Origin of the sequence: Wolbachia endosymbiont of Anopheles demeilloni (assembly GCF_018491735.2) — a bacterium.
Classification (GTDB): Bacteria; Pseudomonadota; Alphaproteobacteria; order Rickettsiales; family Anaplasmataceae; genus Wolbachia.
Window position 1 is genome coordinate 122,947 of sequence record NZ_CP084694.1, and the last position, 24,905, is coordinate 147,851.

Here is a 24,905-nt window from a genome sequence, read left to right on the forward strand (position 1 = left end):
TTGTCTAAGCTCTTTCTATGGGTAAAATCGGAAACTTAGCTTTAAGTCCTTTGTAGATGTCACGGAACTAAGTAGCAATCCTATACATATTAAGCTCGCAGCAGTTGTGCTTCCGCCATAGGATAGAAATGGAAGTGGGTCACCTATTATAGGTAATAGGCCTATTGTCATTCCAATGTTTATAAAGAAATGAGCACCAAAAAAGGCGAAAACCCCGATAGATATTAACTTAGAAAAGTAATTTTTTGACCTGTAAGCAATGGAGAATATTATAGCAAGCAATGTGGTATAGAGTAAAATCAAAGCCATGCTGCCTAAGAACCCCCATTCCTCACTAAGTACCGCAAAAGCAAAATCTGTGCGTTTCTCTGGCAAAAATCCAAGTTGAGTTTGACTCCCATTAACAAATCCCTTACCAAACAAACCTCCTGAACCAATAGCTATTTGAGATTGCTGTGCATTATAACCTATTCCAAGTGGATCTACTGATGAATCCAAAAATGATAATATCCTTTGCTTGTGATAAGGGCGCAAAAAAGGCCAAATAGCTGGTATTGCGAAAATGCCAAGCGTTCCAAAAATTATTAAATGAGGTCTTTCCATTATTGCTGTGAATATAATTGATGCTCCTATAAACAATATTATTACAGCTGTTCCTAAATTAGGTTGCTTCAATACAAGCAATACAGGTAAGAAAATAATTATAAGTGGCTTAAATAAACTTTGAAATTTCATCATTTTATACACACTTTGTTTATTAAAATAACGAGCAAGTGCAAGTATTAAGCCCACTTTTACAAATTCTGATGGTTGTAAACTAATTGACCCAATTCTTATCCATCTCGTTGCACCCATTATATGCGAGCCAAAAAAATTTACTGCTAACAGCGCAATCACTGCTGCTATGTAAAAAAAATAAGCGTGCTTCAAATAAAAATCTAGCTCTATAAATGACATAGCTATAGCAAGCAAAAGGAAGAAAGAGAATATGACCAATTGGTGAATTGCAAATGGAGCCCACTTTCCTCCAGCAGAAGAATATTGAACAACAATGCCAACGCAAAACAGAGCTATTACGTTCATGACTAATAATAAGTGAATCTTCTTCAGCTTATCCACAGCAAAAACTTTACAGACTTTTAGATACAATAAAACATAAGAAAATCAAAAAGCAAATTTATTAATTACCAACCGAATTGGATTACTATATATCCCAGTTATTACCGTTAAAATTGCCATAAATAATAGACAAAAGAGCATAAGCAATGGTACTTCATTAAGTGTAATTCCAGCGTTTGATGCTGTACTGTTTTCAAAATACATTTTCTCAACCATTTTCCAAATGTATACTAATGCAAAAAAAGAGCTAACAGCAAAAACCATCAGAGAGACCCATGCATGAGATTCAAGAATTGCTTGCATCATATACCACTTACTTACAAAGCCATTTGTCAAGGGTACACCGATTAATGCTAAACTAAGTAGAGTAAATGCGAGTGTTGTATAGGGCATTGACTTTTTTAGTCCTGATAAATTTTCTATTTTTGTCATACCAACTTTATAAGAAATACACCCTGCGACCATGAATAAAGACGTTTTTATCATGCTATGATTTACTATGTGAAGAACTGCTGAAAACAAACCTGATTTTGAATTTAAACCCAGCATTAAAAGTATATAGCCAATCTGACTGATACTGGAGTGAGCAAACAGTCTTTTTATATCTTTTTCGATTATTGCAGATATTGATCCAAATACAATAGCGCAAAGTGCGAGGATAATTATCACATTATGCAGTGGTAAGAAAAAATTTTGCTGAAAAACAGTGTAAAAGATTCTGATAAAAACATATATCATCACTTTTGTTACTGTACCTGAAAAGAATACGCTAACGAAGCTAGGTGCTTCACTATATGCGTTAACCAGCCATCTGCTGAGTGGAAATAGTGCCATTTTGATTGAGAGACCAACAAAAATGAATAATGTACCAAGTCTTATGATGTTATTATCGTATAATGGTACTATTCTTTCAGCCATGTCAGACATGTTGAGCGTTCCGGTCATAGAGTATAAAAGGCCGATGCCAAACAAGTAAAATGTTGCTCCTACAGTACCACTAATGAGGTATTCAAATGCTACAATCAGGGCTTTTTTGTCCCTTCCCATTGAAACTAATACATAAGAAGAAAGAGATGAAATTTCCAAAAAAACATAAAGATTGAATATGTCGTTTGTTACTAGAATCCCGAGCAGTCCACTTAAGCACAGTAGAAATAGAGAGTAAAAACCAGTGATCTTGTTTTTGCTAATTTCTTTTTCGTTAATATAAAAGCTATAAAGCACGCTAATAAGAGCTATAAAATTCACCAAAGTTAGAATCAAGGAGTTCAATATGTCGATTCTCAACTCTATTCCGTATGGAGGAGCCCAATCTCCAAGATAATAAGTTATAATTTCACCATTGTATGTTTTCACTAGCAACATTAATGAAATAAAAAAAGTAGCTGCCGTTGTAAAAAAAGAGATAAACCAGGACACCTTATGTTTCCTGGTAAGAAAGCAGAACATCGATGCAATTATTAGTATAATAACTTGTAGAATTGGTAATTGCATTAAACTGTTGTTAATACATCGTTAAAGTATTAGTATATATAATACTTTTTGTTTTAATACCTTTATGTTATCTAAAGTTTATAATGCAGTAACAAACTTATTAAGGAGAAAAGGTAAACTTATAGGTAGGGATGAAAACGGAAATTCTTACTATGAGTCAAGCAAAGGGAAAAGATGGGTAATATATGGTAGTGTTTCTGAGCCCACAACAATTCCTCCAGAATGGCATATATGGCTGCATTATACTAATAATGAAGTACCAGTTAATAATAACAAAAGAAAAACTCCTAATTTAACAAGTACGAAAGGTGCATACTACCCAAATCAAAAGGTGAAAAACTACTATGAAAGCTGGAATCCTAATAATTAAAGATGCGAAGGTCAAATATACTTGAAATAATTGCTGGATCATTTGTATTAATTTTCACTATTTTTCTTGTCTTCTTCGCTATTAATAAGCTATCTTACATAAAGATAAACTATAAGGATTGCTATAAAATACATGGCCTTTTTACTGATGCTAACGGTGTAGGGGTTGGTGATAGTGTCAAGATCTCTGGTGTAGAAATCGGAAGCATAACTGGTGTATCGCTTGACAAAGCTACTTACATAGCACGAATCGATATGTGCATAAGCAGAGACATAAAGTTGCCAATTGATAGCTCAGCTCTAATCGCTAGCAGTGGAGTTGTTGGTAGTAAATTTGTTAATATATCACCTGGTTCAGATCCTAAATTAATTTCACACGGTGGTAAAATAGCGTATACTCAAGCTGAAGCAAATATGGGTGGAATAGTGGATAAAATTATTGGCATGTTTACAAAGTGAGAATAAGAACACATAAGCCAATTTGGCCTGTGTACAATTAAGGGATTTTTCTATCAATAGCTTGAAGTTGTTCAGCGTTTGAACTATCAAGATTTCTGCTAGGTTTTACATTCCTAATAATCTCAACAAATGCTTGTACTTTCAGTATAGGAGTGTTTTTTTTACGTACTTAGGGAAGTGTTAAATAAACTGTATCAAACCGAGAAGTAACAACAAAATAGAAACAAAAAATGGAGATTTGACAATGAGTCAAGCAAACAGAACTACCGGTTTGGTAGACTATAAAGAATTAGAAACAAATATCTTATCGTCTATACAAGAAGGAAGATCATTGACGGAAAGAGATGGTGCATTAACACCGTTTGTAAAAAGGCTACTGGAAGCGAGTATGGAAGGTGAAATAAAAAATCACTTGTCGGCTAAAAGCGAAGAAAATAACCGAAGAAATTGAAGAAATTCAAAGACTTTACGGACAAGTGTAGGTTCATTTGAGTTATTGACACCAAGAGATAGGGAAGGAAGCTTTGAGCCACAATTAGTCAGAAAAAGGCAAACAACCGAACTTAAAGCAAAGGTTTTAAGTACATATGCCAGTGGCATGGTATATAGAGATATAGCGTCGCATGTAGAAGAGATATAAAATATCTGTAGCAGAGATATCAAGTATTACTGATAAATTATTGCCTGTAATCAATGAGTTGCGTAGTCGTCCACTACAATCAGTGTATCCAATAGTGTTTATGGTTTTTAAAGATCAAAGAAGACAGTCATTGCGTAAGTAAATACATGTAGAATATATTAGCAGAATGAAAAGAAAGAAGTTTTAGGTTTTTATATAGCAGAAAGTGAGGGAGCTAACTTTTGGCTAGGGATGTTAAATGACTTAAAAAAGAAAGGAGTAGAAGATATCCTGATTGTATGTGTAGATGGGCTAAAAAGCTTTCCTACAGCAATAAACAGTGTATTTCCTAAAGCAGAAATACAACTATGTATTGTACATCAGATAAGAAATTCACTGAAATATGCATCGAGCAAAGATGTGAAAATTTTCATGAATGATTTAAAAAAAATATACCGTGCTGCAAGTAGAGAAACTGCCGAAAATTATTTGCTTGAGCTAGAGGAAAAATGGGGAGAAAAATATATAGCCCTTCTAATAATAGTGGAAACAGGATAAAATAGAGACTTAGGGTAATAAGAAGGTAAAAGTGCCAGCAGCATACAGTTATGACTTAAGGAAAAAAGCCATGCAGGCGTTAGATGAAGGAGAGAGTAAAACAGCAGTAGCAAAAAGATGGGTTGTTGAGAGATCTTCTTTTGCCTGGTTGCAAAAATGTAGGCGACTTTGGAAAAATTGCGAGCGGAAACTCAACACTAGCCTGCAAATGGTCGTTCTTGCTTTCGCTGCTTTGCTTCTGAAAAGATTATGAACAAGATCTAAGACTTATAACAGAGAATTACTATCAAATCAAAGAGTTGTTGATGGCATCAATTCAATGGATTACAGTAAGCTTAAAATCTTATGCAAGTATCATAATAAGTTTAGTCACAAAGGTATTGAAGAATTACTATTAGATGAGAGCATTGTTAATCACATCAACGATGATGATGATGAAATGTTTAGGTCCATGCTAAATGATGCACCTGCGGAGCACAATATTCTAGAAATACTAAAAGGTGGGAAGGTTTGCAATATCAACAATGAATTCGAAAGTAGTGGTAGTGAGGAGAATGAAGAAGATTATGGATATTATGATAATTTTGATTACGAGGAAGATGAAAAAAATGATCCGAATAACTTCGCTAAAGAAGCACTAAGAAATAAAGGAATTAATGAAAAACATGTTGATGATGCTCAGTTTTATCTTAATGAAGAAATACTAAAATGTGTATTTGAAAGTAGTAAGCTTAGTGATGAAGATGTTACAAAATTATTAGAAAACAAGGAAATTCTTGAACGCATCAATTCGGTTGCTCCTGAAAGATTTCAACTCATACTTAATAGTGGTAAGTTTGATGATATCAATATTATTGTAGAATTACTAAAAAATAAGAAAGTTGCTAAGAACATCAACCTTCTTAGTGAAGAACTGTTTGAACAAATAGTTAAGAATAATGAGTTTAGTAGTGAACATATTATAAAAGCACTAGAAGATCGAGAATTTATTAAGCTTATCAAATTGATTGATCCTGGAAAATCTAAAATCATACTTAATAGTGATAAGTTTAATGATACCAATGTTATTGTAGAACTACTAAAAAACAAGGGAATTGCTGAGAACATCAATATTATTAGTGAAGAACTGCTTAAATACATAATTAAAAGTGATAGGTTTAGTAGTGAATATATTATAAAAGTACTAAAAGACCGAGAATTTGTTAAGCTTATCGATTTGATTGATCCTGGAAAATCTAAATCCGTATTTAGGAAATTTGATTATACCATTATTATAGAATTACTAAAAAATCAGGAAGTTGTTGAACGCATCAATTCGATGAATCGTAAAATATTTGACTTAATATTTAAGTATTCTGATCAAGGATATATTATGAATTTACTGAAAGATCAGAGTTTATTTGATCAAATCAATTCTCTTGATGAGAGTAAAGTGAGTATCATGAAAAGTGATTATTTTTTTACAGATAAAGAGATTGCAGAAATACTAAAGACTTCATTACCTCAACTCCATTCTATTGATGATAATAGATTAAAAATTATATGCAAAAGCATTAAGTTTGATTCTACAGATGTTAGAGAAATACTAAAAGATCATAGTCTATTCGTTCTAGTCAATTCTATCGATCTTGAAAAACTTGAACTTATATCTAGTAGTAGTAAATTTGATCGCTCCATGGTTATGGATTTACTAAAAAGTCGGAATTTTATCGATTCTATTGATACTGAAAAATTTCGACTTCTACTTGATAATGCAAGCTTGAATGACAAAAGGATTATAACACTACTAAAAGATCAAAATGCTGTTGAGAAGATCAATTCTGTTACCACTAAAGAGCTAAAAGCAATAACAGATAATGTTACTGGTAAGGTATTTTTCAATATATTTAAAAATTTTAAACCTAGCGTAAAGTCGACTTTGAGGCTTGCTATACTCCTGCGTAAAGCTGGTAAAATTACAGATATTAATATCGATTACTTGAACAACAAGGACCGTATTTACGAAGATATAATTAAATATGTTCCCCAAGAGCTGAGCATATATACTCAATATCCTTTCTCAGGGATTTTCTTAGGCGGTAAAGATCTTTCTCAAGAGCAGGACATAAATATAAATTCACTTGTACCATTCCTTACATTTGAAAGATATATTGAATGCAAAGAACCTGTGTCAAAATTATATAATTTATCTTTAGAGCAGGTTATTGAGAATATCAATCCACATAAAAGAGCTAAGTATTTCTAATAACACTAAATTCATTTATTTATAATAATTTTACTATATCGTAAAACCATCTATATCAGACTATTTTTACTATATTTTTTTGGTAAAATCACTGGCAGCTGACACCGAGGTTTAGAAAATTTTTATAATATAGACTATCAATGATTTTTCAGTAATAATATAGTTTTAGGTGGATATAGTGAACGTTTCATACAGAGATATAGACATTAAGCTAATTAGAACAGGTTGAATTCAAATGTTAAATCTAGAATCTCTGCCAAAACATCTAGCAATTATTATGGATGGTAATGGTAGATGGGCGAACAATCAAGGAATGGTAAAAATTGATGGTTATAGAAAAGGCAGTGAAGTTGCATTTGATATTGCTAAACATTGCACAACCTTAGCCATACCTTACTTAACTTTGTATACATTTTCCATGGAAAATTGGCTCAGACCTGAAAACGAAACAGACTACCTATTTGATTTATTTTACTCCGCTTTAACTAATGAAAACAAAATCAATTTCATTTGCAATTGTAACATTAAGTTAAATTTTATTGGCAATTTAAGTCTATTGCCCAGTAAAATATTCGATCAAATCAAAAAAGCAGAAGAAGTGACACATAAGAACGATGGTCTATTACTCACTGTTGCAGTTAGTTATGGAGCAAAGCAGGAAATTATACATGCTATCAACAACGTCATAAAAGGAAATATTGATTGCGTATTGGAAGAGGAATTTGAAAAATTTCTGTATACTAAAGATTTACCAAAATTGGATTTATTAATTCGCACTGGTGGCGAGAAAAGGTTAAGCAATTTTTTACTATGGCAAGCAGCTTATGCTGAATTGTATTTTTGTGATACTTTGTGGCCTGATTTTTCTTGTCAAGATTTGAGTAAAGCATTAGCAGATTATACAAAGAGAGAGAAAAAATATGGTAGATAATAATTTTATGGTGAGAACACTGTCTTCAATAGTAATATTACTGATATTTTCTTTTGCTACATATTTCAGTGATTTATCATTTTATCTACTAATCTTTTCAATTGCGGTTCTATCTTCTTTTGAATGGTATAAACTAACTAAAGGCAATAGTATCTTATACATTTTTGCATTACTACTCATTGCACTACCAAATGCATCGCTGATATACTTATATAATCTACCACAGGGAAAATATGAATTAATATGGCTTATCTTAACCATTTGGAGCATCGATATTACCGCTTACCTATTTGGTAAAAACTTTGGTGGTGCTAAAATTTGCCCAATTATTAGTCCTGGAAAGACTTGGTCAGGGCTTTTAGGTGCAGTTTTAGCTGGAGTATTTTGTACAATTTTTGGCTCAATATTTTTGAGTTTATTTCCAATTTTCTATTCCCCAATAATTGGCTTTACAATTGCTATTCTAGGCCAACTTGGAGACTTTACTGAATCACTCATAAAAAGAGTTTACAATGTTAAAGATAGTGGAGGTATAATACCTGGCCATGGAGGAGTACTTGACCGTATGGACAGTTTCATCTTTACTGCCCCCTTTATTGCTATTTACATAAGCTAAAGAATGAAGTGCTATTAACCTTTGGTCCTTTCCTTTCTATTCACTGCTTTCACCTCAATAGATTGAAATTCTTCGGAGTTTACTATTTGACTCATGGGCTTACTGCAATAAGGACAATACATTTCTCCTTCTTTATGTAAATATACTACTGGATGACCAGAACCATCATCATTCTCATCACCACGGCAGCAAACTATTAGATTATTATCCCTCACTTCTGACATTTCGCTCCTTTAATTTATAGTATTTTATACATCGAACATACTCGTTTGGAAATGAAAAAGACAATAAATACTTATTCTCCATTTTTTACCCTATTTAGATTAATCAATTCGGTTTGGACATTTTGTGATACAAAGCTGCTGACATCTTCTCCTAATCTCGCTATTTCTTTCACAAAACTTGATGAGATGAATTGATTATCTTCAGATGCAGGAAGAAATATGGTTTCGATTTCATGGGAGAGCTTATAATTTACCCAACTCATTTGAAATTCATAATCAAAATCTGATACTGCCCTCAGTCCTCTGATAATAACAGAGACATTTTGCTCTTTGGCAAACTTCACGAGCAACCCATTAAAAGATATAACATCTGCATTAATTTCTGCTCCTTTAACTTCATTTTCAGCCATGCTTGTGCGTAGCTTTATGTTAAAGGCAGTATGTTTGTTAACATTTTCTGCAACACCAACTATCAACTTATCGACTAGCTTACATGCTCTTTTTATTATGTCAAGGTGCCCAAAAGTTATAGGATCAAACGTACCAGGATAAATTCCTATTTTGTTATTAATGTTCATTTTTTGTTTCTATACTTCAAAAACTTTTGATGGACATAATAACGTTTTTTGTCTAAAAATAAAAGTACGTAGTTGGCCTGATAGCTCAGTTGGTAGAGCAAAGGACTGAAAATCCTTGTGTCGCTGGTTCGATTCCTGCTCAGGCCACATTCTTTTTCTTAATGTTCTATAATATATTATAATATTAATACAATTATTCAGGAAATAATGTCTAAATGTTACAATAGAATATTTAATATACTGTTAATTACATTTCTACTATTAAGTAATATCGCTTATAGTGAAAAAGTAAACAAAGAATTATCTGCTTTGACAGCGGAAAATGCAGTAAATTATAATATAATTGTTGGTTTATTGCAAACAGATGAATCTCAAAATATCTATGAGATATTCAATAATTTTGGGGTTAAAACTATATTCATTGACTATGACAAAATAATTAATTTAAAAGAAATCCAAGAAGAGTTCGCAAAACAAGATGAAATATTGGCAAAAAAGCTGATACTAGATCGAATAAAGGTTGAAGTTGAAAAATTTATCAAAGAGCAAAAGATAAACAGAATATTTATTTCAGATAACTTTCATTCAGCTCTTAACCCTTACCGTCAGCTTGTGAATGAAGCAATTGTAAAAATAGTAGATGACAATCCTACAATTCATTTGCTTGCCATATGCAGTAGTTTACAAGACATTATGAATGCAAAAGAAATTGAAATAACAAATGTTGTTAATGATGAGAAGAATCATTTAAAATCATCATCCTATCCACAAAAAGAGAATATACCTCTTCAGCAGATAAAAATTGTTCCAGGTAGTAGTTTGGAAAAAGTGGTAGCTAGATTTTTACTACCTAATCAAAATGGCTGGTTTTCAACTTATTTTCCGAATGCTCATTCAGGTACAGTAAGTAATACTACAGAGAATAGAAGAAGGCTAGAGCTACTTGGATATAAAATTGCAGCATTTGCCAATGACGGGTTAATAGAAGCTATCGAAGATAAGCATAGTAATATTTACTTTCAAAGTCATCTAGAAGCCCTTGTTGTCAAATCAGATAAAAACTCTCGTTTGTCAAGCCAAAAGGTACGTCAGGTTTCAACACTAGTTGCTATAGCAATTATAAATGATTTTCTTCATCGCGTTTAATGCTAAAATAAGGAAAATCATTTAATGTCATGCCAGTACTCTTTTTCTTGTCATTCCAGTGCGTGATGCTGGAATCCAGTTTTTCATTTCATCAAAATTAGCATAAGCTCAAGTTTGCTTATAAATTTTTCTGGATGCCAGTGTCTGGGCACTGGCATGACATTATGGAATTTGGGCTCTAGTGTCAACTACTCTAATGACACCTGATTATGATGAAAGAAATCTAATGATTTATATAAAACCCATAGCATGTCGAACGAAGCTTTTTTTAAGAAAATCTGAATTTTCAACTACCATTAAACCAAGATTGCTCAGAACTTTAACGCAAAGTATTCTGTTGGAAAATATTCTATTTAGTCCATCAGTTGCAAGTGCCATAGTAAAATTATCAAAGTATCTATCACGTGAAATTTTCTTCAATAGATAATTACTGCCAACATCAATGCCAGAGGATTTTGCAGCAGTTATTTGTCTAATAACACTCTCTACATCTCTCATTCCAAGGTTAAGTCCTTGACCTGCAACCGGGTGGATTGAATGTGCTGCATCGCCAATCAGCAAAATTCTGCTTTTATGCAACTTCCTCGCGAAAGAAAAACTCAAAGGATAAAGTCTTCTTTCACCCTCTAATTCAATTTCTCCCAAATAAGAACCAAATCTTTTTTTGAGTTCTATGACAAATTCCTCTTCGGATAAGCTCATTAGCATTTTCGAAATTTCGCATTTTTCTGTCCAAACTATTGAAGAAGTATAGCCACCTTTCATTGGCAAAATTGCAAACGGACCACCAGAAAAAAACCTCTCTACAGCTAAGTTTTGGTGATGTAGTTCATGTTTTACATTAAATATCATGCTATTTTGTTTATAACCAAATTTTATCATTGGTATAGAAAACAGCTCTGGCAGCTTAGAGTTTTTACCTTCAGCACAGATAAATAGTGATGATATCAATTTTTGATCATTATCAAGAGTAACTTCCATGTATCCTTCGTCACAAGAGATTGTTTTATAGGAACGTGGAGAATATATATTGAGTTTATGCAAAAAATTATTATTGATTGCATTCCATATAATAGCGCTCTTGATTACATAACCCATTGGTTCTTCACCGACCATTTTATGATCATAATGCACAGTAAATGGGCTATTTCCATCTAATATGCATATATCAAGTATTGATTCAGCTTCGCCTTCTAAGAGGCACCAAATCCCTAATTTTTCTAGTATTTTTTTTGATCCTTGAGAAATAGCGAATGCTCGATTATCATCAATTGCACGTGGTAAACTGTTTTTCTCAATTACGGCTACAGATACAGAGTCATTACTCAGGCCAATAGCAGTAATAAGACCAATTAGCCCACTACCTGAAATGATTACATCGTAATTCATTTTATTAACCTAAAATTACATTCTACCCATTTTAAAAATAGTTTAAACGAACTTTGTAGACACTGAACTTCTCATTACTATCTTAGTTATAACCAAAATAGTAATAAAATATTAATTATTTTACACTAAATTAGGTCTAATTTTATTAAAGGAGCTAGATTATGACTACAGATTGCAAAAAAGAATTACTAAATTGCATTAGCAAGTACAGAGAAGAACTTGCAGAAAATAAAGCAGCAATTAGACAAACTTTAACTAGCGATAAAATTAATATAAGCGATTACTTTTATCAGGGTGATGAAATCTGTAAAAAAGAGCTGTTTAACATAGGAAGTGAGTGTCCAGATACAAAATATGGTAGTCGAAAAGAATATACGTATGATGAGTGGAAGGAAAAAATTGAAAAACCTCATGCTAAAGATTTGCTAAAGATGTTACAAAATGAAATAAAAGGTAAAATATTAAAAAGTTTTGAAGATTATGAAAAATATCATAAAAATGCTACTGAAGCTATAAAAAGAGAATTAGACATAGATTCAAAATTAAAGGCAATACTCAAAGAAAAGCAACAACCAGAAACTGATGAAACTCGAGCATATTACGACGTTATACGAGATTTATATGAAAATGGAGACATGCGCTCTCAACTAAAGTGCAATGATCTTGATTGTTTTAATAGAACAATAGAAGATAATCTATCTCAAAAACAATCCGAGCTAGCTGCTATAAAGGATGACTTTTTGGATAATACGCAAAATATTTTTCAACATATTCAAGTTGAAGATAGTATTTTTTAGAGAAATAAGATTATGCTATTTTTTAATGAAATTTCTTAAGTGGTAGATTGTTTTTTACGGCTATAGCTGAGGTAGCTGTCACTACCTGAAATGTAACAAATAAAATACCAATCTTAAATATTGCTATATTTCACGATAGTTTCTCAACTTGACGCACATGCTTTTGGAACATTCTCATTTGTCAAATAGTTTCTGGCATGCTACACAATCTGTAATGCAAGTTTTAACTTACTTTTACGCAATATTGATCATTCTTGAAAAGCAATCTAACATTTTCTATTCCTTGATTACGAAGCTTTGATGCAGCTGATTTAGCTACCTGAGCGTTTACAAAAAATGCTACATATCCCTTACTTTCTGCATTGTTTTGTTTTGGGTGACGTTTCTGCATTTCTTTTTCATATTGCCTTTTGTAATGAGGAGTATTTTGTATCAATTGTTCTGACCTCTTTCTTAAGTACTCGACTTTTACCTTCGCAAGCCCAGACTTATGAAGTCCTAAAACTTGTGCTGCTTTTTCTGACAAGTCTATTATTCTACCTTCAACAAATGGCCCTCTATCATTAACTCTTATAACAAGCTTTCTTCCATTTTCTAAATTAGTAACACGAACAAAGCAGGGTAGGGGCAAGGTCTTATGTGCTGCAGAAATCAAGTGACAATTAAACACTTCACCGTTAGCTGTAATTGTGCCATGATCTTCTATTCCATACCACGATGCTATTCCTACTTCCTCATAACAGCTACAGTATTTTGGGTGGTAGGTGATACCATTTATTGTATAGCTATTGCCAATTTTATAATGACCTGCGGTGTGATTACACCTATTGCTAAAACTACAACTACTCATCAAAACGAATATTAGACATAGAAAGGCTAGTTTTTTTATCATTGTACTTAGTGAAATGGTTCGATACCATGAGGATTTTAAATTATACTATACTAAATTTAGTAATAAGTAAACGTCTACTGCCAAATATGCACAGCACTAAAAAAGAAGTAATACATATAATCGGTATAGGTGGAATTGGAATGAGCGCAATTGCTGAAATTCTTCATAATTCCAGTTATAAAGTTCAAGGCAGTGATACGCGATCAAACGACAATATAGATAGGTTACAAAAATTAGGTATAGAGGTCTATATTGGTCACGATGCAAGTAGTATTAGACAAGCTCAAATAGTTGTACATTCTTCCGCAATAAAACCTGATAATGTGGAGCTAGTTGCAGCAAGAAATAACAATAAAACCGTTTTGCATAGATCAGACATGCTGGTTAAAATTATGAAAGGTAAATATGTGATAGCAGTTTCAGGTTCAAGTGGTAAGACGACGACGACAGCTATGATTGCTTCCATTTTTGATCATTCTGGTGCTGACGCCACTGTAATTGTTGGAGGAATATTAAATTCCTATCAGAGTAATGCAAAACTTGGCAAAAGTGACATTTTCTTAATTGAGGCTGATGAGTCTGATGGAACTATGTTAAAAATTCCTGCAGATATTGCTGTTGTAACAAGTATTAATGATGACCATATAGACCATTACGGTACATTTAACAAAATCAAAAATGCGTTTTCTAGATTTGTAAACAACGCGAATTTTGCTATTTTGCCTGATTCTGCAGACATCAATCATGATGCGAGTAATTCTATAAAGTTTTGGTTTGGAAATGGTAAAATTAGAGCTAGCAATATCAAACAACACAATAATAGCATAGAATTTGACGTGCTGATTAGTATAAACGAAAGTAATCGTATTCCATTGTCCACTACTCGAGTAGTTGAGAGGGATGGAATAAAAGCAGCCCTTTCTTCATCACCTCAATGCTTGAAACTGGATTCTCGTTTCAATGTTAAACAAGATACTATAGAATTTAAGAGGACAATCCCTAGAAAATCTCTACATTCAAAAAAAGTAAATCATACTAATGCTATTTGAACAAGCTAGCGTAAAAGTAAGCTAAATTTTTTAAGGTACAAAAATAGCAAGAAACAGTTGTTTGAAAAAAATTGGAATTTGATTGGATTGCTGAAAATTGGCTCTCAAACTTTAGACGCATGAGCAAGATAATACTCTTTAACTAATATAGATTAGGTGATTTGGAAGAGATACATCTAGAGCAGCCGGCAAAGTTACAATACATATTACCGCAATAACTAGAAATGAGAAGGATCTATATGGTGATTATAGATTTTTCCAGACCTTGAAAACAATAAATAGACAGTAAATTAGAACTACTGCAAAAAAACAAGAATAGCTACACTGGTTGCTTGACCATCGTAAACGTAGCTTGTTAAGCCGATAAAAATAGCCATGATAGAAGCTCTAATAAATGAAATTGCAGAAGAAGTTGTGCCTTTCATTTCAGGGAAAATATTTAATGATGCATTGAAAATGACTGCTTGACAAATTCCACAGCCAATACAAAAAATAGCCATAGATAGCGTTAGTAAGTAGTAAGCACTGGGCATGATTATACTGAATATTAAAAGTGATAGGAATCCAATAACAATTATGCCTGTACCGAAAATTACACACCAAATTGCTCCAAGTTTCTTTAAGAACCTGTTCATAATCTTTTGAGGAGGAAAGAAGTAAAAGCAAGAACGACCATTTGCAGGCTAGTGTTGAGTTTCCGCTCGCAATTTTTCCAAAGTCGCCTACATTTTTGCAACCAAGCAAAAGATCTCTCAACAACCCATCTTTTTGGCAATACAGCAAAGGTGTGTGCTACAATAATCTCAAACTTTCCTCGACTTATATCACTTGGATATAAACTTCCCATATCCTACTTTATCCTCTCATTCTATCCCTTTTTTGAGATCATGTACAGTCTCTTAGATCTTACTGAAAAACAGGCTAATTAGTGAGAAAGACCCAACCATTGCACCTTGATGTAGCGCATAAATAGTGCTGGATAAACCAAAAGTTTCCATATACAAAAAAGGGCCACAAGTAATGAATGACATATAAGCCGCAGAAAAAAGGCTCTGTGCCAAAGACAACACCATAAATTTTGAACTTGATAATAATTTTTATAATCTTTCATCATTTTTTTTAGACTAAAAATATCACGGTCCTTTTTTGTTTCTGGTAACAGAAAAAGCAGCAAAACCCAAGAGATGAAACAAAGTATTGCAACACTTGCATAGTTGCCACGCCACCCAACAATTTTGTTGATGAAATTACCTAATACTGGTGCAATTGCTATGAGAACTGTGAGAATAGAATTCATGATTCCAATAAATTTTACTGCTTCGTTGCCTTTATAGCTGTCTGCAATAATTGCAAACACAACTACAGATGTGCTAACATCAATGCCTTGAATAAAGCGAGAGATTAAAAGCCAAGAAACTGACAGCGCAAAAACACAGCCAACAGCACCGATGAGTAGCAAAGTGTTGCCTATGATCATCATCCTTCTTCTGCCATAGCATTCAGACAATGGACCAAAAAATAACCCTCCTATGCAAACGCCTAAAAAATTGTAAGCAATAGTTAATTGAATTGTGCCTTCCGGTACGTTAAAATAGCGTACTATATCAGGAAAACTAGGTACAGAAATATCAATTTCAATGAACTTAGCAAGTAGAGATAGAATTAATAAAAACGGTAGTAACACTTAAAATCTTTAATTAATGAATAAAAATATCACATTTAAAGCGTTGAAAGAAGAACATTTTTCACTATTATTAAAATGGGTAGAGACGCCCCATATAAAGAAGTGGTGGGATGCGGATATAAATTGGACACCAGAGTTAATTGAGAAAAAATATAGCAACTACGTTAAAGGATTCAAATGTTTAAAATCTAAGATACAAATTATTGAAAAACCAATGCACGCATTCATTATTAATTGTGATGGAGTTGATATTGGTTATATTCAATATTACAACAAACATGATTTCCCACCTGAACAGGTCTATAACACTTTAGAACTTCCAGAAAGTTGTGCTGCTATAGACTGGTATATCGGAGAGCTGAATTATGTAGGTAAAGGAGTTGGTTCACAAGCTTTGAATATATTTTTAAACAAATTTGTCTTTAAAGTTTATGAGAATGCCTTTGTTGACCCAGGTATAGCAAATGTTTGTGCAATCCGTGTTTACGAAAAAGTTGGCTTTAAAAAATTATGGAAAGTGATAGTGCGATTTTAATGATTAAGGCAAGAATTCCTGAAAACCATTCAAGATGAGTGTTTTTTCAACAATCTACCTAAATTACTACAAGTGGTTTATAACAATATACAAGGAGCTTTATACAAACTTAACATAATTTAATCGTAAAAATATCATTATTAAGTCCTATATAAGAACAAATTTTGGCACTCAGTGAATCTTTTTTAACTAACTATGAACTTGATTAATTGGAAAATAAATTTTACTTACTTTTACAATATCTTAAAATCTAATATCACTTTATCAGCAAAGATATCACAATAGGCTAGTATGTTCTTTACTCTTTTCCTCAAAATATTACCTATTTACATTACAATACTTATTGGTTACTTAGCAGGAAGATATCTTAAAATTGATAGAAATACTATATCTCAAATACTCTTTTATATAGCTAATCCAATAGTGATTTTATATGGAGTATCTAATACAGAAGTTAATTTAAAAGTAATTTCTCTGCCGATTTTGATATGGTTTATAGGTAGTACTATGTCTTTATCAGTGTATTATCTTTCTTCTTTTTTATTTAAGGACAACACGAGAAACATATTAGCGTTTAGCTCAGGCAGCACAAGTATGGGTTATTTTGGTCTACCGATTGCCATTGCTTTATTTGATGAAGATTCAGTATCTGTGTATGTTGTCTGTTACATAGGAATGGCACTATTTGAAAATAGCTTGGGATTTTATATAGCTGCAAATGGTATCTATACTGCAAAAGAATGCGTATTAAAGTTACTCAAACTTCCCTCATTATATGCAATGATTCTAGGTTTCTTTTTAAGTATATATGATATACAAATACCCACTTTTTTGACAGATGTTATGATAAATATCAGAAGTACATTTATCACATTAGGAATGGTGCTGCTTGGAGTAAGTATTGCACAAATTACAAATTTTAAAGTAGATTGGAAGCTTGCCTTGACCACTATTGTAGCAAAGTACATATTCTGGCCGTTATTTGTTTGGGGGATTGTCTTGCTAGACAAGCATGTTACAGGTATATACGATGAAAGCATCTATAAAGCACTGATGTTACTGGCTATTATTCCGATTTCTGGGTCCAGTATAATACTTGCTAATATTTTAAATTACCAACCAGATAAAGCTACTTTATTGCTCCTAATTAGTACTGCAGTGGGACTATTTTATGTTCCACTTATAATATCATTATTTTTTACTAAACTTGTCCCTTTTTGATCAAAAGTTTAAGCGCTAGGCCTATTCACAAAACTTGAATTTAGACTAGACTTCTTGGATAATCATAAAAGAAACTAATCCTTTTTTCCTCTCCTTTCTTATTTTTTACACAGAATAGGAAGTTATCAATTGATGGAATTTTCGCAATAATTTCAATAGCAGTAAGATTTTCTACACCTTTTAGCAGGTCTATAGTTGAATTTGGATGTTCTATGAGCAGCAACAAATAAATGTAACTTGCCTTTTTCTATATGATGCTATTAACCGAATAGGTATTCGCTTGACATTTCCATATCTTTGTTATCATTAGTAATACTAAAGGGAAAATTAAACTTAATAAGATTTGGAAGCATATTGTTGTTCTATGATTCACGTAATTCTGCTATGCCTTCGTTGCAAATGTTGTCATAAAGTAAATTAAATTCTTTAATATTTGAAAAACTACCACCCCTTAGCGCACTCATTAATATTATTCCACTTTCAATATCAATATCATTAGAAATTAAATCAAGTTTAACAAGATTTGGAAAGTTACCCATTCTTTAACAATTTAGTGATTGCTATTGAGCCTTCTACGCCAATAATGCTAGAAGTTAATTTACACTCAGTAATATTTGGAAGATTAATATTCTCTAATGCTTCATTTAAAACTTCTCCGCACTGAGCATCAATATAACAATTAGATAAAGTCAAGCTTGTAATATTTTGCTTTTTCTGTAAAAAGTTTACTAGCTTCTCCATATATACATATAGATTATTTAATTCTAAGGTGTTACTATTAACATATTGATTAAAGTCAACCTCCATAGTTTCTGTAAGTTATAGAGCTGCTAATTACAGCATAAATTTAAATAATTGTCAACTTTATGAACAACTAACTTTACTTCTTTTTAACCTGATACCTATGCTTTATTTCAAATTTCCATCAAAAAGTAACATTACCCCCTCCAGTCAACCTTTCTGCTTCATTTCGTGAAATCAATGCCTCAATAAATTCATCTAGTTCACCTTCTTTTATAATCTGTTCTAGTCGATGTGAAGTGAGATTAATTCTATGATCTGTTATTCTTGATTGTGGAAAGTTATAAGTTCTTATACGTTCAGAGCGATCTCCAGAACCAATTTGGCTTTTCCTCATTGTTGATCTTTCCATTTCTTTTTTTTGTCTTTCAATTTCGTATAGCCTTGCTCTCAACACTTTGAGCGCTTTAGCCTTATTTTTGTGCTGCGACTTTTCATCTTGCTGTATTACAACTATCCCTGTTGGCAAGTGGGTGACCCTTACTGCGCTGTCAGTTGTATTCACTGATTGCCCTCCAGGACCACTGGATCTATAAACATCTATGCGTAAATCTTTTTCTTCTATTTCAAAGTCAACCTCTTCTACTTCAGGTAATATTGCAACAGTAGCTGCGGAAGTGTGTAATCTTCCTGAGGATTCAGTTTCTGGCACTCTTTGTACTCTGTGCACCCCTGACTCAAATTTCAGTCTTGCAAAAACTTCTGTTCCATTAATGAGTGCTGAAGCTTCCTTATAGCCACCTATACCTGTATTAGAAATACTTATTGGCTCAAACTTCCAATTTCTTCTTTCTGCATATTTTTGATACATACGAAATAACATCGCTGCAAATAATGCTGCTTCTTCTCCGCCTGTGCCTGCTCTAATTTCTAATATTGCATTTCTTGAATCATCTTCATCTTTGGGTAATAATGCCAACTTTAGTTTTGCTTTTACTTTCGGTAATAGTATCTTTTGCTTCTCAAGAAGTTCTTCTTTTGCTAACTCTTTTATATCACCATCGCTGTTCTCATCTTTCATGATTTCTTCTAAATCTGAAATTTCCTCTTTTAATATATTATATTCATCGATTATCTCGATAATTGGTCTGAGTTCAGAGTATTCTTTTGAAAAACTAACGAATTCTTTTTGACTCAAATTTGTAGGGTTTTCCAGATTTCTCTCTACATCAGAAAACTTTTTTTTAAAGTCTTGTAAATTATTCTCTATATCCATATAGTACAGGTCTAGTTTTCAGCTGTTTAAGTAAGTAATATATACTGAAATAAAAAATTTCTTATATCAAGCAATAACACTATAATTGTCTCGAATATTTCTACCTAAGTATAATGGCAAAACAGATAACATCAATCTGCAGCTTCATATTTGGAGCTTCAGACAAAAAATCATTACCAGATGAGTCGGCTCCAGAGATTGCATTTGCTGGTAGATCAAACGTAGGAAAATCAAGTTTAATCAACTTGCTGATAAACAGCAAAAAAGCTGCAAGAGTTTCTTCTAAACCTGGATGCACTAGACAAATAAATTTTTACTCTATGTACAATGATAAGTTTAGGATTGTCGACCTACCGGGTTATGGCTATTCTTGTGCAAGCAAGGAAGAAGCAGTACAATACTTAAACCTTATTGAGTACTATCTAATTCACAGGAGAAATCTAAAAAGAGTGTTTGTGCTTATAGATAGCAAGGTAGGATTAAAAGAAATAGACAAAGACTTTATTTATTGGTTAATATATAATAATATTAACTTTAATATTGTGCTAACAAAAATAGATAAAGTGAATCAGGAAAGTCTAGATGCTATTCTAGAAAATACTCAAAAGTGGGTTAATAATGAACATATATCAATTCATCAAATAAGCATTCGTGTTAAGCATAAAATCATCAAGGTAAGAGATGAGTTTTTCAAATTTACAAGATAAAAAAATGAAAAGTGATGAATCTTTAAATGGTAAGATGCCATTGAAGGAAAAAACAGAAATATTATTTGAAGTTCTGTCTAACATACCTAAATTTGTAGGCGAAACTTTTATCATCAAATGCAGCAGTGTAATAATCTCAGATGAAGCGCTGCTTAGTGCTTTTGCGCATAATGTTGTTCTGTTGAAACAGCTTGGTATAAATCCGGTGGTAGTTCATGACGGAGAATATGAAATTAACTTAGTGTTAAAAATGCTAGGTATGAATGATAAGTTTATAAATGGTGTCAGACTTACAGACAAAAGCACTATGAAAATCATTGAAATGGCACTGTGTGGTTCAATTAATAAAAAAATTGTTCAGCATATAAATTCTGCTGGTGGTTCAGCTATTGGACTATGTGGAAAAGATGGCAACCTCATAAAAGCTGAAAAGATAAGCACTACGCTTAGGGAAAATAGATTAAATAATATTGAAAAAATACTAGACATGGGATTTATCGGTAGACCAACTGAAATCAATCCTGATATATTATTCTTTATTGAAGAATCAGATTCTATACCAGTTATTGCACCTATCGGTTATGGAAAAAATGGAGAAACATATCATATTGATACTGATAGCACTGCAAGTGCAATTGCACTTGCAGTTTACGCATCTAAAATGATAATCTTGAGTGATACAGATGAAGAAATAAACAAAGTTGGCAATAGAAGAGTCTTGATTAAAAATTTAAAAGAATCGATTGATTGTGGAAAAATTAAAGGAGAAAAATTTGTTGAAAGGCTTATGTCATATACTAAAATGGTAGAAGAATGTGCAGGGGTTGTTCACATAGTTGATGGTAGAGTACCTAACATTATACTTGATTTATTTACTGAGAATAATTCAGGTATATCAATAATGGATGATTAATAGCTGTACTGCTTATAACCATATGAACATTGAAAATTTGGGAATAGCTTATGTCAAATTCCTATTCTCTTTTCCAGTTTTTTAGTTTTTTTTTTCTTGCAAGCATAATAGTTTCGTATACATAATGAAACCAGAGGAAAATAAAGAGGGCTTGGGTGTAACACTCAAATAATGATTTACCTTATGGATACCGCTAGAAAAGTTGACTAAGGTATACAATTCTCTCTGCGTCAAGTTATTCAAGATATCGAATCTACAAACGCTTTGGATTGAGTGTGTTTGGTTAATTTGAGTGCTTTAAATGAAAGGCGAAAATTGAGCATACTACGCCTCTGTACACAGTATCTTTAATGCAAATGCCCATGTGATTCCATAGATAATCTCTGTTTTTTTATTTTATCTGTCCATTTATCATTTTCTATATCTTGTTTGTTGGTTGCTCTTTTTTCTTGCTCAACAATTACCTTATCTATCTTCTGATGAATTGCATCAATTGCATTTTTTTCTTTGTATACTTCGCTTTTTCCTTCAACAATTAAATTGGTAAAAATATTTACAACAAACTGCACTTGATTATGATTAACCTGACCTTTTATCGAAGAAGGTAAAGAGTTTAATTTCATCAATACTTCTGATGCTGTTTTATCTTGAGTGGAAAGCCCTAAATTATCTACTACTTCACTTATTAATAACTCTCTGTTTTCTTTATTATCTTCCAATTTAGTATAATCACGCAGTAGATCCATAACTGCAGATACTCTGACTTCAATAATATCATCAACATCTTCACCTCCTAGAGCAACTCCTGATCCCAATAACCTCTCTCTGAGATTTTTCTTTAAAAGATTGGTAAATTTTTCATTTGCATCCGATCCTGTAGTAGATATTGTACCATCTAAATAGTTGTTTACTTTGATTTGAGTACCTAAGCTATGCTCTATTTGTATTTTTGCCTCAGGTTTAAATCCTAATTTTGCACAGAATTTCTGAAAATATTCTTTAATAGTGTCAAACAAGGTCTTGCCATTGTCTTTATAGTTTTTCAACTCTTCAGGAATAGTAAGTGATAATTTACCATCTCCATATTTTACAAGGTCTTCACCATATTGAGACTCAAGTGTAAATTCTAATGAGCTGGATAGGTCACATATTTTCTCTTCCGGATTGTCAATCGTGGTTATAGGTATTGCCATATCAGACGTCACTTTTATGCGGTTGTGGTCAGTGCAGTAAATGTTTAGCACTTTTTTAGGACTTTGTGGAGTTAAATTACAACTACTGAGTGCGGCATGAGATTCATTTAATATACCAGCCCCATACCCTGCTTGATTACAATTGGTGACTAACTCTTCTAAAATAGCATCACTTGGTATTTCTGCTTCAGCGTATCTAAACATTTCCTTGAAAATTTCCTTTGCTAATGCACGGTAATCTTTTTTGGAGAATAGATGATAAGAGCTTCTCCCTGTGTTATAAAATCTCTCAAATTCCTTTCTATATTCATCAGTTTTTTTCTCATCAGCAACTGTAGGGCTATTACAATGATTTTCCCAAACTTCAGATAGTCTATCTTGATCAAGCTCCTTAAGTACTGGTTCCATAAAAGCTTTACCTTCTTCGGATAGATTATCAAAATTATCACGGTTAAAAATCTCATTTCTATAATCTTTAGCTCCTTCCTTAAATGCAATGATAAAATTTTTATCTATTTCTTTTCCGTTAATAATAAAATTCATCCTTTGAAAATCTAAGAACATTGTTTCACCGGAATTCGCTAATTTATTTTCTTGATCTGCTCTTAATTTACTAAAATTGAATTCTTTAGCTGTGGCCTTTAATCTAACTACCGGACTCTTCTTTGCCTCTTTCATAATTAACACCTTACTATAAATATGCTGTAAGTTGTACCATATAATGATGAATAATTTTATAATATATAAAAAAGTCGATAGTCTATTTCTTTATTTTAGGGATATAGGAAAGGCGTAGATTTCTCTTTTCATTTGTAGCATGCTGCATTAATATTTACTTATTAATCTAGAAAATAGTGATGAATAATATTATAATTGTTGGTCTGCAATGGGGTGACGAAGGCAAGGGTAAAATAGTAGATTATCTTTCTGAGAATGCAGATGTAGTTGTGAGATTTCAGGGAGGAAATAATGCAGGGCACACTATAGTAATAGATGATGAGGTTTATAAATTAAATTTACTGCCCTCTGCTGTTTTGAGAGCGGACAAAATATCTATTATAGGAAACGGTGTTGCTCTTGATTCACATGCTTTAGTCTCAGAAATAGAGTCATTGAAAGTTAAAGGAGTGGACGTAAACTATAACAACTTGATGGTATCCGAGAGCTGTCCATTAATACTTAGCGTACATAAGGACAAGGAAAAGCTATTTGAAGATTTAAACGGAAATCACAAAATTGGTACAACAAACAAAGGGATAGGGCCATGTTATGAAGATAAAGTTGGCAGGAGAGCTATACGCCTTTGTGACTTAGAAAACACAGATGAGCTCAATCAAAGAGTGGATGCTCTCCTGAGTTACCATAATGCTATCAGAAAAGGACTTAACTACCAATTAGTTAAAAAAGAAGAAATATTAAAGGAAATTCAAGAGATTTCAGAAAAAATTCTTTTATATAAAAAACCTGTGTGGAAGATACTAAATGATTTTATGAAAGAAGGTAAGAAAATAATATTTGAAGGCGCTCAAGGCGCATTTTTAGATATCGACCACGGAACTTACCCTTTTGTTACTTCAAGTAATACCGTAGCATCGCAAGCGATAACAGGCTCAGGATTATCCTACAATGCTCACATTATTGGTGTAGCAAAAGCGTATACAACAAGAGTGGGTAATGGTCCATTTCCTACTGAACAAAATAATGAGATTGGAGACAGCTTATTTTCTATAGGTAAGGAACTTGGAACAGTAAGCAATAGAAGAAGGCGCTGCGGATGGTTTGACGCAGTTTTAGTGCGCCAGGCCGTACAACTCTCTGGAGTTTCAAGCATTGTATTAACCAAATTAGATATTCTTGATTCTTTTGATACTATTAAAATAGGCACTGGTTATAAGTATGGCGGAAAAATGTATGATTATTTACCCGCATCACATTCAATACAAAAAGAATTAGAGCCAATATATGAAGAATTTCCTGGTTGGAAAGAGAAAACTCAAGGCAAAAGGTCAGTTAAGGAATTACCTGCAAATTTGATGAAATATGTGAGAAAAATAGAAGAATTAATAGGTGTACCAATTCATCTAATTTCAACCAGTCCAAAAAGAGAGGATGTTATTGAGATTAAAAATCTATGAAAACGTCTTGTTAAC

Annotated in this window: 24 protein-coding genes, 1 tRNA gene and 4 pseudogenes; 16 read left to right on the forward strand and 13 right to left on the reverse strand. The window is 32.5% G+C overall.

The features are described from left to right. Nucleotides 1–15 precede the first annotated feature (15 nt). Both rodA and JSQ73_RS00650 read right to left on the reverse strand, forming a co-directional pair. Nucleotides 16–1,119: a rod shape-determining protein RodA gene (gene rodA / locus JSQ73_RS00645; RefSeq protein WP_214249932.1), complete on the reverse strand. Its 1,104-nt coding sequence runs from the start codon at nucleotides 1,117–1,119 to the stop codon at nucleotides 16–18. A 45-nt stretch (nucleotides 1,120–1,164) separates the two neighbouring features. Then, complete coding sequence (locus JSQ73_RS00650) at nucleotides 1,165–2,613, reverse strand: proton-conducting transporter transmembrane domain-containing protein (RefSeq protein ID WP_214249929.1); 1,449 nt, start codon at nucleotides 2,611–2,613, stop codon at nucleotides 1,165–1,167. Nucleotides 2,614–2,677: 64 nt separating this feature from the next. On the opposite strand from JSQ73_RS00650, the gene JSQ73_RS00655 reads away from it, so the two are divergent. The 7 genes and pseudogenes from JSQ73_RS00655 (at nucleotide 2,678) to JSQ73_RS00685 (ending at nucleotide 8,410) form a co-directional block, all read left to right on the forward strand. Continuing rightward, nucleotides 2,678–2,983, forward strand: a complete 306-nt coding sequence (locus tag JSQ73_RS00655) for an NADH-ubiquinone oxidoreductase subunit NDUFA12 family protein (protein WP_214249930.1) — start codon at nucleotides 2,678–2,680, stop codon at nucleotides 2,981–2,983. A 2-nt stretch (nucleotides 2,984–2,985) separates the two neighbouring features. After that, nucleotides 2,986–3,441, forward strand: a complete 456-nt coding sequence (mlaD, locus tag JSQ73_RS00660) for an outer membrane lipid asymmetry maintenance protein MlaD (RefSeq protein ID WP_214249931.1) — start codon at nucleotides 2,986–2,988, stop codon at nucleotides 3,439–3,441. A 244-nt stretch (nucleotides 3,442–3,685) separates the two neighbouring features. Then, nucleotides 3,686–4,618: pseudogene (locus JSQ73_RS00665) on the forward strand (IS256 family transposase). A gap of 109 nt (nucleotides 4,619–4,727) precedes the next feature. After that, nucleotides 4,728–4,871 (forward strand): annotated as a pseudogene (locus JSQ73_RS00670) (IS5/IS1182 family transposase); the annotation flags it as partial. 66 nt (nucleotides 4,872–4,937) lie between these two features. Next, nucleotides 4,938–6,863, forward strand: coding sequence for a hypothetical protein (locus tag JSQ73_RS00675; RefSeq protein ID WP_214249380.1), 1,926 nt, complete (start codon nucleotides 4,938–4,940; stop codon nucleotides 6,861–6,863). A gap of 235 nt (nucleotides 6,864–7,098) precedes the next feature. Continuing rightward, on the forward strand, nucleotides 7,099–7,794 hold the full coding sequence (gene uppS, locus JSQ73_RS00680) for a polyprenyl diphosphate synthase (RefSeq protein ID WP_214249381.1): 696 nt from the start codon (nucleotides 7,099–7,101) through the stop codon (nucleotides 7,792–7,794). After that, a complete protein-coding gene (locus JSQ73_RS00685; RefSeq protein ID WP_214249382.1) occupies nucleotides 7,784–8,410 on the forward strand; it encodes a phosphatidate cytidylyltransferase in 627 nt (208 codons plus the stop codon). Before uppS ends, JSQ73_RS00685 begins: the two co-directional genes overlap by 11 nt. Before the next feature lie 14 nt (nucleotides 8,411–8,424). Here JSQ73_RS00685 and JSQ73_RS00690 read toward each other — a convergent pair whose 3' ends face one another. Then, the gene (locus JSQ73_RS00690) at nucleotides 8,425–8,634 is read right to left on the reverse strand and encodes a zinc-finger domain-containing protein (protein ID WP_214249383.1); all 210 of its coding nucleotides are present in this window, start codon (nucleotides 8,632–8,634) and stop codon (nucleotides 8,425–8,427) included. A gap of 71 nt (nucleotides 8,635–8,705) precedes the next feature. Continuing rightward, nucleotides 8,706–9,212, reverse strand: a complete 507-nt coding sequence (coaD, locus tag JSQ73_RS00695) for a pantetheine-phosphate adenylyltransferase (RefSeq protein WP_214249384.1) — start codon at nucleotides 9,210–9,212, stop codon at nucleotides 8,706–8,708. 74 nt (nucleotides 9,213–9,286) lie between these two features. On the opposite strand from coaD, the gene JSQ73_RS00700 reads away from it, so the two are divergent. After that, nucleotides 9,287–9,359 (forward strand) — tRNA-Phe (locus JSQ73_RS00700). A 60-nt stretch (nucleotides 9,360–9,419) separates the two neighbouring features. Continuing rightward, complete coding sequence (locus JSQ73_RS00705) at nucleotides 9,420–10,358, forward strand: type 1 glutamine amidotransferase family protein (RefSeq protein ID WP_214249385.1); 939 nt, start codon at nucleotides 9,420–9,422, stop codon at nucleotides 10,356–10,358. Nucleotides 10,359–10,589: 231 nt separating this feature from the next. Here the strand turns inward: JSQ73_RS00705 and ubiH are convergent, their stop codons facing one another. Then, nucleotides 10,590–11,747 carry a 2-octaprenyl-6-methoxyphenyl hydroxylase gene (ubiH, locus tag JSQ73_RS00710; RefSeq protein ID WP_214249386.1) on the reverse strand — a complete coding sequence of 386 codons (1,158 nt, stop codon included), beginning with the start codon at nucleotides 11,745–11,747 and terminating at the stop codon, nucleotides 10,590–10,592. A gap of 161 nt (nucleotides 11,748–11,908) precedes the next feature. Here ubiH and JSQ73_RS00715 point away from each other — a divergent pair, with 161 nt between their 5' ends. Then, the gene (locus tag JSQ73_RS00715) at nucleotides 11,909–12,544 is read left to right on the forward strand and encodes a hypothetical protein (protein WP_214249387.1); all 636 of its coding nucleotides are present in this window, start codon (nucleotides 11,909–11,911) and stop codon (nucleotides 12,542–12,544) included. 223 nt (nucleotides 12,545–12,767) lie between these two features. On the opposite strand, the gene JSQ73_RS00720 is transcribed toward JSQ73_RS00715, so the two are convergent. After that, entirely contained in the window at nucleotides 12,768–13,436 is a 669-nt protein-coding gene (locus JSQ73_RS00720) for a septal ring lytic transglycosylase RlpA family protein (protein WP_214249388.1), read from the reverse strand. A gap of 26 nt (nucleotides 13,437–13,462) precedes the next feature. Between JSQ73_RS00720 and JSQ73_RS00725 the strand changes: the two are divergent. Then, nucleotides 13,463–14,291 (forward strand): annotated as a pseudogene (locus JSQ73_RS00725) (Mur ligase domain-containing protein); the annotation flags it as partial. A gap of 825 nt (nucleotides 14,292–15,116) precedes the next feature. On the opposite strand, the pseudogene JSQ73_RS00730 reads toward JSQ73_RS00725, so the two are convergent. Then, a pseudogene (locus JSQ73_RS00730) lies at nucleotides 15,117–15,275 on the reverse strand (transposase); the annotation flags it as partial. 135 nt (nucleotides 15,276–15,410) lie between these two features. Further along, nucleotides 15,411–16,169 (reverse strand): MFS transporter, encoded by a 759-nt coding sequence (locus tag JSQ73_RS00735; protein ID WP_234301782.1) that lies wholly within the window; start codon nucleotides 16,167–16,169, stop codon nucleotides 15,411–15,413. A gap of 16 nt (nucleotides 16,170–16,185) precedes the next feature. Between JSQ73_RS00735 and JSQ73_RS00740 the strand changes: the two genes are divergently transcribed. Together JSQ73_RS00740 and JSQ73_RS00745 are read left to right on the forward strand one after the other, a co-directional pair. After that, nucleotides 16,186–16,704 (forward strand): GNAT family N-acetyltransferase, encoded by a 519-nt coding sequence (locus JSQ73_RS00740; protein ID WP_214249355.1) that lies wholly within the window; start codon nucleotides 16,186–16,188, stop codon nucleotides 16,702–16,704. 291 nt (nucleotides 16,705–16,995) lie between these two features. Continuing rightward, nucleotides 16,996–17,925 (forward strand): AEC family transporter, encoded by a 930-nt coding sequence (locus JSQ73_RS00745; protein WP_214249356.1) that lies wholly within the window; start codon nucleotides 16,996–16,998, stop codon nucleotides 17,923–17,925. Nucleotides 17,926–17,965: 40 nt separating this feature from the next. On the opposite strand, the gene JSQ73_RS00750 is transcribed toward JSQ73_RS00745, so the two are convergent. From JSQ73_RS00750 to prfA, 4 genes are all read right to left on the reverse strand, one after another. Continuing rightward, complete coding sequence (locus JSQ73_RS00750; protein WP_214249357.1) at nucleotides 17,966–18,151, reverse strand: hypothetical protein; 186 nt, start codon at nucleotides 18,149–18,151, stop codon at nucleotides 17,966–17,968. A gap of 136 nt (nucleotides 18,152–18,287) precedes the next feature. Beyond that, complete coding sequence (locus JSQ73_RS00755) at nucleotides 18,288–18,464, reverse strand: hypothetical protein (RefSeq protein ID WP_234301783.1); 177 nt, start codon at nucleotides 18,462–18,464, stop codon at nucleotides 18,288–18,290. After that, nucleotides 18,457–18,732 (reverse strand): hypothetical protein, encoded by a 276-nt coding sequence (locus JSQ73_RS00760; RefSeq protein ID WP_234301784.1) that lies wholly within the window; start codon nucleotides 18,730–18,732, stop codon nucleotides 18,457–18,459. Before JSQ73_RS00760 ends, JSQ73_RS00755 begins: the two co-directional genes overlap by 8 nt. A gap of 118 nt (nucleotides 18,733–18,850) precedes the next feature. Then, nucleotides 18,851–19,942, reverse strand: a complete 1,092-nt coding sequence (gene prfA, locus JSQ73_RS00765; protein ID WP_214249358.1) for a peptide chain release factor 1 — start codon at nucleotides 19,940–19,942, stop codon at nucleotides 18,851–18,853. A gap of 110 nt (nucleotides 19,943–20,052) precedes the next feature. Here prfA and yihA point away from each other — a divergent pair, with 110 nt between their 5' ends. Continuing rightward, nucleotides 20,053–20,649, forward strand: a complete 597-nt coding sequence (gene yihA, locus JSQ73_RS00770) for a ribosome biogenesis GTP-binding protein YihA/YsxC (RefSeq protein ID WP_410543644.1) — start codon at nucleotides 20,053–20,055, stop codon at nucleotides 20,647–20,649. Nucleotides 20,650–20,653: 4 nt separating this feature from the next. Continuing rightward, nucleotides 20,654–21,562: an acetylglutamate kinase gene (argB, locus tag JSQ73_RS00775; RefSeq protein WP_214249371.1), complete on the forward strand. Its 909-nt coding sequence runs from the start codon at nucleotides 20,654–20,656 to the stop codon at nucleotides 21,560–21,562. A gap of 347 nt (nucleotides 21,563–21,909) precedes the next feature. Here argB and JSQ73_RS00780 read toward each other — a convergent pair whose 3' ends face one another. Beyond that, the gene (locus JSQ73_RS00780) at nucleotides 21,910–23,433 is read right to left on the reverse strand and encodes a hypothetical protein (RefSeq protein WP_214249360.1); all 1,524 of its coding nucleotides are present in this window, start codon (nucleotides 23,431–23,433) and stop codon (nucleotides 21,910–21,912) included. Nucleotides 23,434–23,612: 179 nt separating this feature from the next. Here JSQ73_RS00780 and JSQ73_RS00785 point away from each other — a divergent pair, with 179 nt between their 5' ends. Beyond that, nucleotides 23,613–24,890: an adenylosuccinate synthase gene (locus JSQ73_RS00785; RefSeq protein ID WP_214249361.1), complete on the forward strand. Its 1,278-nt coding sequence runs from the start codon at nucleotides 23,613–23,615 to the stop codon at nucleotides 24,888–24,890. The last annotated feature ends 15 nt before the right edge of the window (nucleotides 24,891–24,905 follow it).